General features: G+C 61.1%; 12 protein-coding genes. 6 read left to right on the plus strand and 6 right to left on the minus strand.

Features of this window, described 5'->3' with window-relative positions:
- Positions 1 to 21: 21 nt before the first annotated feature.
- The gene (locus QRN48_RS20905) at positions 22 to 609 is read right to left on the minus strand and encodes a UPF0149 family protein (RefSeq protein WP_037017255.1); all 588 of its coding nucleotides are present in this window, start codon (positions 607 to 609) and stop codon (positions 22 to 24) included.
- Positions 610 to 819: 210 nt separating this feature from the next.
- Here QRN48_RS20905 and recQ point away from each other — a divergent pair, with 210 nt between their 5' ends.
- The 5 genes from recQ to QRN48_RS20930 all read left to right on the plus strand — a co-directional run bounded on the left by recQ (position 820) and on the right by QRN48_RS20930 (position 7,346).
- Positions 820 to 2,946 carry a DNA helicase RecQ gene (recQ, locus tag QRN48_RS20910; RefSeq protein ID WP_285352905.1) on the plus strand — a complete coding sequence of 709 codons (2,127 nt, stop codon included), beginning with the start codon at positions 820 to 822 and terminating at the stop codon, positions 2,944 to 2,946.
- A gap of 160 nt (positions 2,947 to 3,106) precedes the next feature.
- Complete coding sequence (locus tag QRN48_RS20915; RefSeq protein ID WP_037013795.1) at positions 3,107 to 3,541, plus strand: MarR family transcriptional regulator; 435 nt, start codon at positions 3,107 to 3,109, stop codon at positions 3,539 to 3,541.
- A 145-nt stretch (positions 3,542 to 3,686) separates the two neighbouring features.
- Complete coding sequence (locus tag QRN48_RS20920) at positions 3,687 to 6,083, plus strand: FimV/HubP family polar landmark protein (protein WP_285352908.1); 2,397 nt, start codon at positions 3,687 to 3,689, stop codon at positions 6,081 to 6,083.
- Positions 6,084 to 6,086: 3 nt separating this feature from the next.
- On the plus strand, positions 6,087 to 6,383 hold the full coding sequence (locus QRN48_RS20925) for an Rdx family protein (protein WP_285352910.1): 297 nt from the start codon (positions 6,087 to 6,089) through the stop codon (positions 6,381 to 6,383).
- A gap of 144 nt (positions 6,384 to 6,527) precedes the next feature.
- Entirely contained in the window at positions 6,528 to 7,346 is an 819-nt protein-coding gene (locus tag QRN48_RS20930) for a UDP-2,3-diacylglucosamine diphosphatase (protein ID WP_191944818.1), read from the plus strand.
- Between the two features lie 56 nt (positions 7,347 to 7,402).
- Here the strand turns inward: QRN48_RS20930 and QRN48_RS20935 are convergent, their stop codons facing one another.
- Entirely contained in the window at positions 7,403 to 7,714 is a 312-nt protein-coding gene (locus QRN48_RS20935; RefSeq protein ID WP_037013788.1) for an Mpo1-like protein, read from the minus strand.
- Between the two features lie 66 nt (positions 7,715 to 7,780).
- Complete coding sequence (locus QRN48_RS20940; RefSeq protein ID WP_285352972.1) at positions 7,781 to 9,235, minus strand: TrkH family potassium uptake protein; 1,455 nt, start codon at positions 9,233 to 9,235, stop codon at positions 7,781 to 7,783.
- Positions 9,236 to 9,409: 174 nt separating this feature from the next.
- On the opposite strand from QRN48_RS20940, the gene QRN48_RS20945 reads away from it, so the two are divergent.
- Positions 9,410 to 9,970, plus strand: coding sequence for an NAD(P)H nitroreductase (locus tag QRN48_RS20945; protein WP_285352913.1), 561 nt, complete (start codon positions 9,410 to 9,412; stop codon positions 9,968 to 9,970).
- A gap of 148 nt (positions 9,971 to 10,118) precedes the next feature.
- On the opposite strand, the gene QRN48_RS20950 is transcribed toward QRN48_RS20945, so the two are convergent.
- The 3 genes from QRN48_RS20950 to QRN48_RS20960 all read right to left on the minus strand — a co-directional run bounded on the left by QRN48_RS20950 (position 10,119) and on the right by QRN48_RS20960 (position 12,919).
- On the minus strand, positions 10,119 to 11,459 hold the full coding sequence (locus tag QRN48_RS20950) for a sensor histidine kinase (protein WP_285352915.1): 1,341 nt from the start codon (positions 11,457 to 11,459) through the stop codon (positions 10,119 to 10,121).
- A gap of 93 nt (positions 11,460 to 11,552) precedes the next feature.
- Complete coding sequence (locus QRN48_RS20955) at positions 11,553 to 11,996, minus strand: Spy/CpxP family protein refolding chaperone (protein ID WP_191944814.1); 444 nt, start codon at positions 11,994 to 11,996, stop codon at positions 11,553 to 11,555.
- Between the two features lie 245 nt (positions 11,997 to 12,241).
- Positions 12,242 to 12,919 carry a response regulator transcription factor gene (locus QRN48_RS20960; RefSeq protein WP_191944813.1) on the minus strand — a complete coding sequence of 226 codons (678 nt, stop codon included), beginning with the start codon at positions 12,917 to 12,919 and terminating at the stop codon, positions 12,242 to 12,244.
- Between the last annotated feature and the right edge of the window lie 2 nt (positions 12,920 to 12,921).

Here is a 12,921-nt window from a genome sequence, read left to right on the forward strand (position 1 = left end):
TGACTCGTACGCAACTGCGACTTAGTGATGGCGAGGCTTGAGGATCGCCGGCTTTTCGTCTGGAGCTTGCAGCAACAGGTAAAGGGCGGTCAGTGCCTCTGGAATCTGCACGATCATGTCGTCCATCAGATTGGCGTCGGCGGCGATATCGGCAAACTCCGGCTGTTCGTCGAACAGGCCGGAACCGACCATGATCGGCAGCAGCATCTCGCTGACTTCCTCTTCATCGTTCTCGAACCAGGCAGATTCGCGCAGGAACACGCCTTCCATGAAACCAATGCACCAGCCACGCAATTCGGAGTCGTCCGGGTCATCACCCAAGTCCAGGTCGCAAGGCAGCTCAAACTCTTCGTCCGATGCCAGCTGGCGAGCGATGTGGGCCTTTAGCTGGATCAGTGTGGCTTCGATTTCCTGGTGTTGCGCCTCGTCGGCGTAATGAGGGGGCTCGGCGAAAAGAGCGTCGATCCACTCACGGTCCGGCACGGTTTCGGCACAGATGGACAACGCGGTCAGGTAGCCATGAGCGGCTACATAGTCCAGCGCTTCGTCATGCAGCTCATCGGCATCGAGGAAGGCTTGCAGGCGGTGTAATTGCTCAGCGAAGGACATTGACGGACTACCCTGGAAATAAACGATGCTGAATTCTAGGCCCTGAGGGCGCTCGGCGCCAGCGGCGAGGGCACTGGAATCGGTATTGCGCTTAATTTCGACCGGTGGTGTCGCCACTGTCCAATCTGTCGGGGCGCTCCGGTATACTGCCGCGCTTTGCGATTTCCACAGCGATTCTCGACCGCTGTTGCGGCACCATCCGGGGTATTTATGCTCGACCAGGCACAACGCGTACTTAAAGACATCTTCGGCTACGACAGCTTCCGCGGTCGCCAGGGTGCCATTATCGAGCGCGTGGCCAGTGGCGGTGATGCTCTGGTGCTCATGCCTACGGGCGGCGGCAAATCCCTGTGTTTCCAGGTGCCGGGCCTGCTGCGCAATGGTCTTGCCGTGGTGGTTTCGCCGCTCATTGCGTTGATGGACGACCAAGTGGCAACGCTTGAAGAGCTGGGTGTGTCGGCTGCGGCCCTCAACTCCACGCTGAGCGCCGAGCAGCAGCGCGAGCTTGCCAACCGCATCCGTCTGGGTGAAATCAAGATGCTGTATCTGGCGCCGGAGCGTCTGGTTCAGCCGCGCATGCTGTCGTTTCTGCAAAATCTCGAAATCGCCCTGTTCGCCATCGACGAAGCCCACTGTGTTTCGCAGTGGGGGCATGATTTCCGCCCCGAGTACCTGCAACTGGGGCAACTGGCGGAGCTGTTCCCGGACGTGCCGCGCATCGCGCTGACCGCAACGGCGGACAAGCGGACTCGCGAAGAGATCGTCGAGCGGTTGCACCTGCAAAACGCCGAGCGCTTCCTCTCCAGTTTCGACCGCCCGAACATCTTTTACCGCATCGTTCCCAAAGAGCAGCCGCGCAAACAGCTGCTCGCGTTTTTGTCCGAGCGTCGCAGCGATGCAGGCATCGTTTATTGCCTGTCGCGCAAGAAGGTCGAGGAGACCGCCGCCTTTCTGAGCGACAACGGTTATCCGGCGTTGCCTTACCACGCCGGCTTGCCGATTGAGACCCGTTCCGGCAACCAGCGCCGCTTCCTGAATGAAGAAGGGCTGATCATGGTCGCGACGATCGCCTTCGGCATGGGCATCGACAAGCCGAACGTGCGATTCGTCGCGCACATGGATTTACCCAAGTCGCTGGAAGCTTATTACCAGGAGACGGGCCGGGCAGGGCGCGACGGTCTGCCGGCAGATGCATGGATGGCATACGGTCTGCAAGACGTGCTGATGCTCAAGCAGATGCTGCAGAACTCCGAGGGCGACGAGCGGCACAAGCGCGTCGAGCAGCACAAGCTCGACGCGATGCTGGCGCTGTGCGAAGAAACCCGCTGCCGCCGTCAGTCGCTGCTTGCCTACTTCGACGAAATCATGCCCAACCCCTGCGGGCACTGCGACAACTGCGTCGATGGCGTAGAGACTTGGGACGCCACCGAACCTGCACGACAGGCGCTGTCGGCGATCTATCGCACCGGCCAGCGTTATGGCGTTGGGCACCTGGTTGATGTACTGCTCGGCAAGGAGAACGACAAGGTCCAGAGCTTCGGTCATCAGAAGTTGGCGGTCTTTGGTGTAGGCAAGAGCCGCAGCGAAGGGGAATGGCGTTCATTGTTCCGACAGCTCGTGGCGCGCGGCCTGGCCGACATCGATCTGGAAGGCTACGGTGGCCTGCGCCTGAGCGATACCTGCCGTCCGCTCTTGCGTGGCGAAGTCACCTTGCAGCTGCGCCGTGACCTGAAGCCGCAGACCACCGCCAAAGCTTCCGGCAGCCCCGCGAGCCAACTGGTGCGTGGCGAAGAACGCGAGCAGTGGGAAGCGCTGCGCGCGCTGCGGCGCAAACTGGCCGAAGAACACGGCGTGCCACCGTACGTCATTTTCCCTGACTCGACCTTGCTCGAAATGCTGCGCAGCCAACCCGGAACCATGGCCGAAATGGGCCGGGTCAGCGGTGTTGGCGCGCGCAAGCTGGAGCGGTACGGTGAGGCATTCCTTGAAGTCCTCGGCGGCGCGGCACCGGCACCACGGGTGGTGGCCGATGTTCGGCATGAGCTCATCAGCCTTGCGCGTGCGGGCATGACGCCGATGCAGATCGCCGGCCAGCTGCAATGTTCGGAAAAAAACGTCTACACGATGCTCGCCGAAGCCATCGGCAAACAGCAGCTGTCACTGGATCAGGCGCTGGACCTCCCCGAAGATCTGCTGACTGAAGTTCAGGATGCGTTCCTGGACGGCGAAGGCGAGCTACCCCCGGTGGCTGCCATTGCCGAGCTGTTCACCGGTCGCGTCCCTGAGGGCGTGCTGTATTGCGTGCGCGCAGCACTGCAATCCGAATTCGAGGTTTAGCAGCGCGGTGGCGGACACGTGCAGCTTTCAGCGGCCTGCACGCTGGATTGACGCCGCGCCGCCTGTGCGACGAATCACCACAGCGGGGCGCTTGCCTCATCCCCGGCTCCATGGTTAGCTGCCTATTAATTAGGATTCGCCTTTAACCATCGAGTTACCTATGCCGTTAACCGAAGAACATCGCTTTGGCATGCAGCTGGCCCATATGTCCCGAGGCTGGCGTGCAGAGCTGGATCGCCGCCTGGCTGATCTGGGACTGTCCCAGGCGCGCTGGCTGGTTCTGTTGCACCTGGCGCGCTTTAAAGCCCCGCCTACCCAGCGCGAGCTGGCGCAAAGTGTCGGGGTTGAAGGACCGACCCTGGCGCGCCTGCTGGACAGCCTGGAAAATCAGGGTCTGGTCCTGCGGCAGGCTGTGCTGGAAGATCGCAGGGCGAAAAAGATCGTCCTCTGCGACACCGCCCGACCTCTGATCGAGCAAATCGAAACCATTGCCACTGCCTTGCGCCACGAGTTGTTTGCCGGCATTGACGAGGAAGAACTGCGGATGTGCATGCGCGTCCATTCAAAAATCCTCGCCAACCTCGAAAAATCCTGAAAACCGCCCGACGCTCCGCGACAAATACATTGAAGCGGGCGAAACATCCTGTTCTATTTGCACCCATACTGATAGTGCCCGGAAAACGTGTCCGGGCACGTACGGAATGTGCAGGGAAGCCTGCCTCGTCTTCAAAAGGGTTCGCATGCTGAAGAGTTTTCAGGCCGGTAGTCGTCGCGAAGCGGGTAAAGCCCCTCGTGTTCAGTCGGGTCTTCGTTCGGGTTTGCTCGGCATCGGCCTTGCCTCGGTCGCGTTGCTGCACAGCTCCGTGGCCGCTGCGCTGGGACTGGGCGAGATCAGCCTGCATTCTGCCCTTGGGCAACCTTTCAATGCCGACATCGAACTGATCGAGGCGGGTGGAATGAGTCCCGAGGAGATCGTCGTCGGTCTGGCGCCGCCCGAAGCGTTTGCCAAGGCTGGCGTAGAACGCGTGTTCTTTCTCAATGACCTGCGTTTCACTCCGGTAATCCGCGGCAACCGCAGCGTCATTCACATTGAGTCGCACAAGGCAGTCACCGAACCGTATCTGAATTTCCTGGTCAGGCTGGTGCGGCCCAACGGCGATCAGCTGCATGAGTACACCGTGCTGCTCGACCCGCCCACCTCGGCGTCGGGGGTTGCCGCGACGCGCAGCCGAGCCCAATCTCCTGCAGCGGGCGCCAAGGCTGATGAGTCACGGCTTCCGGTGGCGCCGCCTCAGGCTCGACAGGGCAAGCATTACACGGTTGTTTCCGGCGACACGCTGGCCGGGATCGCTCGCCAAGTCCAGGCCCCGGGCAGCAAGACGTCTTCCGCAGACCTGGTCAAAGGCATTCTGGCGCTCAACCCGCAAACATTTCCCAATGGCGAACGCAGCCAGTTGAAGGTAGGCCAGAGCCTGTTGCTGCCTGACAGCGCTTCCGAGCCGAAGCCGAGTGCCGCTGCGGCCTCAAATCCAGCCGGCACAGCGTCGACACCTACCACGCCGACGTCCACCACGCCGACCCCTGGCCCTGGATCGCAGAACGACCCGTCAACAAACGCAGCGTCGGACAACGAGCAGTTGAACAAGACGCTGGATGACCTCAAGCAGCAAGTGCAAACGGCCTCTGTTGAAGAAGTCGACAAGGACAAGCAGATCATCGAGCTGCAGACTCAGTTGGCCGAGCTCAAGGCCCAGTCGGCGCAACCCGCGCCTTCTGTGGCAGCTGCGCCTGCTGCACCTGCACCTGCACCTGCTGCTGTGCCCGCCACTGCTGCGACGGCTCCGGCCCCGGTCGCGACCCCGGTTCCTGCTCCAGCACCAACGCCGGTCGCCGACGTGGACGATGAGCTTCCCTGGACATCGATCCTGGCGGGCCTTCTGGTGCTGTTGCTGCTCCTGGCGCTGGCCTGGTCGGTGCGGCGCAACAAAATCAAGAATCAGCAGGCCCTTGAGCCCGTGGCGCCCGAGCCGATCGTCCGGGCCGGCGCTACGGTCACTCCGGTTTTTGAAGTGCCTGCCGTAACGGCTCCGCGCCCGGCATCTTCGGCCCCGGCCGGCCAGCGTCTGGCCGGCGCCGCCACTGATGCTCTTGATGGCGCAAGTATCTACATCGCCTACGGTCGTTTTGCCGAAGCACTGGCCATCTTGCGTGACGCACTGGACCGGCAACCCGAGCGCACTGACGTCCGCCTGCGGATCCTCGAGCTGTTGGGCGAGCAGGGCGATGTCGAAGGGTATGACGAAGAAGAACAGATTCTGCTGAGCCAGGGTGTCGAGGCGCAGAAACTCAACGACATCCGCAGCCGTTACCCGAAGTTGGTTCGCCAGCCTGCCGTACCTGCGCCGCAGGCTCAACCGGCGACGTTCACCACGCAGGCAGCGACCTCAGCGATCGTGCCTGCTGCGGCGGTCGGTGTGGCTACGCTGGTGTCGCAAGCGCCGGACGAGTCAGTCGGCGAATTTCTATCTGACCCGTCGCTGTCCAGCGAACCAATACACGACCTCGCAGAGACGAGCCCCGTCCAGTCTGCGCAGCTGGACGAAAATGCTGCGGCATCGCTGAACCCCGTAGACCTGTCGGACGATTTCCAGCTTAACCTGGACGACCTCTCCATGGACGCCGACTGGGACCTTGTGGACCCGTTCGACAGTGCACCTGCCGCGCGCAAGCCCGCGCCTGTGCCGCAAGCCGAACCTGAGCTGGACACTTCTTTTTCGTCCGATCTGACGCAGCTGCCCGAAGTCTTCGAGATGCCGGATGAGCAATTTTTGAGTGATTTTGCCGAGGAGCAGTCGCCCTTGGAGATGGACGTGCAGTTTGAACCGGGTCCTGAAGTGGCTTCACAGAGCAGCAACGACCTGCTGGATGATGCCTTTCTCGACAGCTTCATGATCGAGGAGGGCGGCTTTGATCTGCTGAGCCTTGAAGAGGAGCCGTTGAGCAAGATCAACGAGGCGCAGGTGCTGATCGATGAGGGTAATATCGAGGAGGCGCGCCGTCTGTTGCAGGAAGTCATTGAAGGCTCCGACGACGGCCCGCAGCAAACTGCCCGTGACCTGCTCGCCGGGTTGGGCTGATCGATGCCCACCAAACCTGAGATCACCATCACCTATTGCACGCAGTGTCAGTGGCTACTGCGCGCCGCCTGGCTGGCGCAAGAGTTGTTGAGCACGTTTACCGACGATCTGGGAAAGGTATCGCTGGTGCCAGGGACGGGAGGCGTGTTCCGTATCACCTGCGATGACGTGCAGATCTGGGAGCGCAAGACCGATGGTGGCTTCCCCGAGGCCAAGGTGCTCAAGCAGCGCGTGCGTGACCAGATCGATCCCGACCGCGATCTGGGGCATAACGACCGTCACACTGGTCTGGATACCTGAAAGCGAATCGGAACCGGCGCTACACCTCTGCGTCTGTCGGTAAACGTGTTACCCGATCTTTCGTGTCATCAAAGCTAAACACTGCCGTCATGTTCATTTCACCGACCGCGTCCACGCTTGAAGAAATCCAAGTGGAGGTGATCCATGAGCATTGCCGAGAGCGTGAAACCCAGCCGAAAGCAACGTGTCCGGACTTTATGGATATCGGACGTGCATCTGGGCACACGCGACTGCCAGGCCGAACACCTCAGCGGGTTCCTCAAGCAATACCATGCCGACAAGGTTTATCTGGTCGGCGACATCATCGACGGCTGGAAGATGCGTGGCGGCATGTACTGGCCGCAGGCGCACACCAACGTCATTCGCCGTCTGCTGACCATGAGCAAGCGCGGCACCGAGGTCATCTACGTCACCGGCAACCACGACGAATTCCTGCGGCGCTATTCAAAGCTCATTCTGGGCAACATCCAGCTGGTCGACGAAGCCGTACACCTGACTGCTGACGGCCGTCGTCTGTTGGTCATCCACGGTGACCAGTTCGATGTCATCACCCGCTATCACCGCTGGCTGGCGTTTCTTGGCGACTCGGCCTACGAGTTCACCCTGACCCTCAATCGCTGGCTGAACCACTGGCGTGCGAAGTACGGCTATGGCTACTGGTCGCTGTCGGCCTACTTGAAGCACAAGGTCAAAACGGCGGTGAGTTTCATCAGCGACTTCGAAGAGGCCATCGCCCATGAATGCGTCAAGCGCGGTCTGGACGGTGTGGTGTGCGGGCATATCCATCACGCCGAAATTCGTCAGGTGGGCGGTGTGGAATATCTCAACTGTGGTGACTGGGTGGAGTCTTGCACCGCCTTGATCGAACACTGGGATGGCACGATTGAGCTGTTCAGGCTGGCCGATGCCCACCTCAAAGCCAAAAGCACCGAAGTGCCGCAGGCGGTGGGCGAGGCTGTATGAGCCAGGCGCTGAGCTCAAGTCGGTTTGAGGTTAAATCGCCTTGAGCCGAGCGGCTGTCAGAACGACACCTTGCCGGTGAGCATGTCCTTGTACATGACGAAGTCGCCGAGCAGGCTGTAAAACGGATGCTTGAACGTGGCGGGGCGGTTTTTCTCGAAGAAGAAGTGGCCGACCCATGCGAAGGTATAGCCCGCCAGCGGCAATGCCCACAGCAACAGCCAGTTGGCGCTCAGCACGGCGAACGCCAGGATCAGAACAACCAGGCTGGTGCCAATGAAATGCAGACGCCGACACGTACTGTCGCGATGCTCCTGCAGGTAGTACGGATAGAAATCAGAAAACCGGGTAAACGTCTTAACCGCTTCCATAGGGGTAGGCTCTGATACGAGTGATCAGCAGAGTTTAGCCCAGGTTGCACGACCTGCATCGGCCGCTTAGTGCCGCCAGAACGCCGGGATGCACAGGACCAGCACGGTAATGATTTCAAGGCGTCCCAGCAGCATGCCCAGTGACAGGATCCATTTGGCGGCATCCGGCAGCGTCGAGAAGTTACCCGCCGGCCCGATGGTTTCCCCCAGCCCCGGGCCCACGCCGGACACGGTGCTGGCGGCGCCGGTCAAGGCGGTCATCCAGTCGAGCCCCAGCAGCGACAGCATCAGCGCGATCAGGCAGATCGTGAAGGTGAAGAAAAACGAGAAGGTCAGGATGGAACGCACGATTTCATCGTCAAGGCGGTGGCCGTTGTACTTCTGCTTGATCACCGCGCGCGGATGGATCAACTGGTGCAGGTTGGCGCGCAGGAGGATGTACGCGACCTGGAAGCGGAACACTTTCACGCCGCCCGCCGTTGACCCCGAACAGCCCCCGATGAATCCCAGATAGAAAAACAGCATCAGCGCGAAATTGCCCCACAGGCTGTAGTCCCCCAGCGCGAAGCCGGTGGTCGTCACGACCGAGGTCACGTTGAGTGCGACATGACGCAAGGCGTCGTACCACGGCAGATCGGTCGTCGCCCAGTACCAGGCGCCCATCACCAGCCACGTCACCAACAGCAGCAAGATGAAGCCCTGCACTTGCTGATCCTTGAGCAGTGCCCCGCGGTTGCCGCGCAAGGTCGCAACGTACAGGGTGAAGGGCAGGGCGCCGAGGATCATCACCACAATCGCCACCCAATGCACGGCGGGTTGCGGCCATTTCGCCAGTGACTGATCCGAAGTGGAGAAACCTCCAGTCGATATCGCCGACATCGCGTGGTTGATGGCGTCGAACAGGTTCATGCCGGCCCACCAGAACGCCAACGTGCCAAGTACGGTAATGCCGAGGTACACGAGCACGATGAATTTGGCCACCATGTGCGAGCGCGGCATGACCTTCTCGGAACGGTCCGAGGATTCGGTCTGAAACAGGCGCATCCCGCCGATGCGCAACAGCGGCAGGATCGCCACGGCCATGCCGATAAAGCCGATACCGCCCAGCCAGTGAAGCAACGAGCGCCAGATCAGGATGCCGGGCGACATGGTGTCCAGCCCGCTCAGAACCGTGGAGCCGGTCGCGGTGATGCCCGACATGCTTTCGAAAAAGGAGTCGGTGTAGCTGATGTGTTGGGTCAACAGGAACGGCAGCGCGGCGAACACGCAGACGATGACCCAACTGCTGACGGTCAGCAGGTACATGTCCCGGGGCCGCAGGTGCACATGCTCGGGCCGGCCCTGGCCCACCAGCGCCAGCCCGGAGACGAAGGTGATCAGGCTCGACCAGAGGAACGACGGCATGTCGGCCGTGCGGTGGAAAATCATCAGAGTGATCATGGGCACGACCATGGCGATGGCCAGGGTGATGAGGAAGATGCCAATAATGAAACCGATGATGCGGAGAGTCGGCAACGCCATGCAGTCGCTCGGATCAGGAAGTGAGAGGGCGGCCATTTTACTCACCGGCTCGCCTGTGTAAACCGAGGCATTTCTGTGAGTGTTGTAAGTAATTGCCCTGGTTAATCGTTATTGAAGTTCAAGACTGCACCGAGGGCACTACAATGGCCCGTCATTTTTTCTGGAGACGACTTAATGGAAGCGCTCGACGTATTGCTTAATCGCGTGTCCGTGCCCCGCTTGATCGAGCCCGGCCCGAACGCCGAGCAACGTGAGATCCTGTTCAGCGCTGCCCTGCGTGCACCTGATCACGGCGTTATCCGGCCTTATCGCTTCCTTACGGTGGAGGGCGAGGCACGCAACCGCATGGGGGAGCTCCTGGTCCAGGCCCTTATCGAGAAAGGCGGCGACGCAGATGCCAAGGCGCTGGACAAGGCCCGCAATGGCCCGTTGCGCGCGCCCTTGGTGGTCGTGGTCATCGCCAGCCTGACCGATCATTTCAAAGTCCCTAAGAATGAGCAGGTCATCACCGCCGGCTGCGCCGCCCACGGCATCCTGCTGGCGGCCTACGCATTGGGCATCGGCGGCGTCTGGCGGTCTGGCGACTTGTCCTACTCGCGCCATGTCGCAGAAGGCCTGGGGCTGACGGCCAACGAAGAAGTCGTCGGCTTTCTTTACCTGGGCACCCCGCAAAACCCGCCGCGTGAAGCGCAAAAGCCGGACGTCAACGAATTTGTCAGCGCCTGGCAAGGGTAAGGAAACCCACGTTATCCCGATGTTGACGACGGACGCCACTGTAGGACTGGCTTCAGCCGGGAAGGCGGTATGCGTAACGCCGAAAACTCGGGATGTATGTTCCGGCCTCTTCCCGGCTGAAGCCGGTCCTACTAATCACAGCATCCATTCAGCGGGACTGCGCAGCGGTCAGCTCGCGTGGCACCACGATGCTGGCTACAAATCCGCCCTGAGGGTGGTTGCCAAGGAGCAAACTGCCCCCATGCTTTTCAGCCGCTCGTTTGGCGATCGCCAGCCCTAGCCCATACCCTGGCGCGGTCTGGTTCGGCGCGCGATAAAACGGCTCGCCCAACTGCGCCAGGTGCTCGGGATTAGCGCCGGGGCCATGGTCGCGCACGCTCAGGCGCAACTCATCCCCTTCAATGCTCGCGCTCAACTCGATAGGCTGCCCTACGGGATTGAACCGCAACGCGTTGCGCAACAGATTATCCAGCGCCCGCTCCAGCACACTCGGCCATCCCAGCAGTTGCACATCGGGCTGCACCGACACAGAGACCGTCTGCTCGGCGCTGCTCATCTCCGTTTCCGCCTGCAGATGCAGCAACAGCCCCGGCACATCGACAGGCGTCGCACTGCCCATGTCGGCATCCAGCCGCGCCAGCGCCAGAATCTCGCTGATCAACTCCTCCAGCCGGTCGCACTCACGGGTCAGGCGTGGCCACAGTTTGTCGCGCTCGACCGATTCGGCGCGTTCGGCCAGCGCGAGAGCAATCCGCAGCCGCGCCAGTGGCGAGCGCAGTTCATGAGAGACATCGCGAAGCAATTGACGCTGACTGCTGATCTGGCTTTGCAAGCGGGCGCCCATGCGGTTGAAGTCATTTGCCAGCACACCAAACTCGTCACGTCGATTGGCCAGTTGCGCGAGGCTGTTCTGCTGATACGTGGTCTGACCCAGATCATGCACGGCGCCGCGCAGGCGACTCAGCGGGCGCGTAATGGACAGCGTCACCAGCAGACTGAACAAGGTCAGCACCACCAGGGCAATGCCGAGCGCACTGAGCGGCCAGAGCAGGCTCTCGCGGTGCCATGCGTCCAACTCGGGGTGCGGGATGCGGTAAATCAGCAGGTAAGTTTCGCCAGTCTTGGCGCTGGTGTATTCGGTGGTCAGACGACGCCACGGCAGAGGGCGTGTGTCGTCGTTCTGGCGTTCTTCGAACGCGGCCGCGCGGGGCGGAAAAGTGCCGGGGATGACTGCCTCGCCGCTGTCGTTCAGCACCTGAACGTCAATGTGGTATTTGCGCTTGAGGTCTTGCAAAAAGTCCTGCGCGGACTTTTCGCCTTGCCCCTCATACAGTTCAACCCATTTCTGCGGCAGGTTATGCAACCCGGGATGACGGCTGAGAATCCACGCGTCCTGATTGAGCACATGCCCCATCAAAATCGACAGGCCTGCTACCAACGCAATGGCGAGCCAGAAGCTCGCGAGGATTCGCCAAAACAATGAACGCACGTGCTGCCCTCGAACCCGGGTCATTAAACAGAAAACCCGACACGCCGGGGAGCGTGTCGGGTTGGGGGAAGTGTAATGCCGTGCCGCTGGCCCTTACTGGGTTTTTTGCGCTTTCTGCGCTTTCCAGGCTTCGAACTCGGCGCGGTCCGCGCGGCGCTGAGCTTCATCCTTCTGCATCTGATCGAAGGTCTTCTGTTGCTCAGGTGTCAGCAACGCACGGACATCGGACTGGGTTTTAGCGCGGGCAGCGTCCTGTTCATCCTTCATCGCCTTCTGGTCAGCGGCCGATAGCTTGGCCAGGTACTTCTGGGTGATCTCGTTGCGGCCATGCCATTGAGCGCCCATTAGCCTGTCGACTTGCTGACGTTGGTCGGGGGTCAGGTTCAGCTTGTCCATTGGGCCTTTGCGGTGATGCATGCCGGGACCGTCGAAGCCTGGGCCGCCAGGGCCACCCATCGGGCCGCCTTCTGGAGGCATGGCCATAGCAACGGTAGGCAGGGCTGCGGCGAACATCAAAGCCATCAAAGTCTTGCGCATGGTGAATCTCCTTGTCTCGATTTCGGCTCTGTGCCGGTTGAGGCCAGTTTAGGGAGATCAAGGTCAAGCGAGGTCAGGCGTCGGTAAAGCTTGGGTAAAGAGGTTTGTATGGATGGCTGACACAGAAGATGGGCGTCGCGGTCGCTGTAGGAGCGCGCTTGCCCGCGATTGCGGTGTGTCAGACGCCATCAACCAATCAGGCAGATAGCGTTCGCGGGCAAGCGCGCTCCTACAAGGGTGAAGCCTCACACCGCGTAGTAATAACCCCGACTGCGCAGGGCTACGATGCGTGGGCGTCCGTCGGCATGCGGGCCGATCTTTTTGCGCAGGTTACTAACGTGCATGTCCAGGCTGCGGTCGTACAAAGTGAGCTTGCGGCCCAGTGCCAGTTGTGCGAGCTCCTGCTTCTCCAGCGGTTCGCCAGGCTGGCCGAGCAAGGCCTCAAGCAAGCGCGCTTCAGAGACGGTCAAGGTGAACTCCTGCTCGTCGATCGTGACCACGCCGCGCGCGGGACTGAAGCACAAATCGCCCAGCTCGATCTGCGTGGACACCGCCGTCGGATGGCTGCGCCGCAACACCGCGCGCAAACGCGCGGTGAGTTCACGTGGATCGCAGGGTTTGGCCAGATAATCGTCGGCACCCAGCTCCAGACCCAGAATGCGGTCCAGCGGTTCGCCGCGAGCGGAGAGCATCAGCACCGGAAGATCAGGGTGATCGGTGCGCAGCTGCTTGAGCAGTTCCAGACCACTGCCATCGGGCAGCATCACATCCAGCACCACCGCAGCAGGTGCCGATTCGGCGAGCGCCTTGCGGGCGCTCTGGCCGTCGTGGCAGGCGCGCACGACGAACCCTTCCTGACTCAACCAACTGCTCAGAAGCTCACACAGCTCCTGGTCATCATCAATAAGTAACAGCTCGCTCATGA

Origin of the sequence: Pseudomonas sp. ME-P-057, assembly GCF_030208975.1 — a bacterium.
Taxonomy (GTDB): Bacteria; Pseudomonadota; Gammaproteobacteria; order Pseudomonadales; family Pseudomonadaceae; genus Aquipseudomonas; species Aquipseudomonas lutea.

Coding starts and splice junctions, on each gene's coding strand:
- QRN48_RS20905 (WP_037017255.1), bottom strand. CDS start 609: ATGTCCTTCGCTGAGCAATTACACCGCCTGCAAGCCTTCCTCGATGCC.
- recQ (WP_285352905.1), top strand. CDS start 820: ATGCTCGACCAGGCACAACGCGTACTTAAAGACATCTTCGGCTACGAC.
- QRN48_RS20915 (WP_037013795.1), top strand. CDS start 3,107: ATGCCGTTAACCGAAGAACATCGCTTTGGCATGCAGCTGGCCCATATG.
- QRN48_RS20955 (WP_191944814.1), bottom strand. CDS start 11,996: ATGCGCAAGACTTTGATGGCTTTGATGTTCGCCGCAGCCCTGCCTACC.
- QRN48_RS20960 (WP_191944813.1), bottom strand. CDS start 12,919: ATGAGCGAGCTGTTACTTATTGATGATGACCAGGAGCTGTGTGAGCTT.
- QRN48_RS20935 (WP_037013788.1), bottom strand. CDS start 7,714: ATGGAAGCGGTTAAGACGTTTACCCGGTTTTCTGATTTCTATCCGTAC.
- QRN48_RS20920 (WP_285352908.1), top strand. CDS start 3,687: ATGCTGAAGAGTTTTCAGGCCGGTAGTCGTCGCGAAGCGGGTAAAGCC.
- QRN48_RS20925 (WP_285352910.1), top strand. CDS start 6,087: ATGCCCACCAAACCTGAGATCACCATCACCTATTGCACGCAGTGTCAG.
- QRN48_RS20930 (WP_191944818.1), top strand. CDS start 6,528: ATGAGCATTGCCGAGAGCGTGAAACCCAGCCGAAAGCAACGTGTCCGG.
- QRN48_RS20940 (WP_285352972.1), bottom strand. CDS start 9,235: ATGGCGTTGCCGACTCTCCGCATCATCGGTTTCATTATTGGCATCTTC.
- QRN48_RS20945 (WP_285352913.1), top strand. CDS start 9,410: ATGGAAGCGCTCGACGTATTGCTTAATCGCGTGTCCGTGCCCCGCTTG.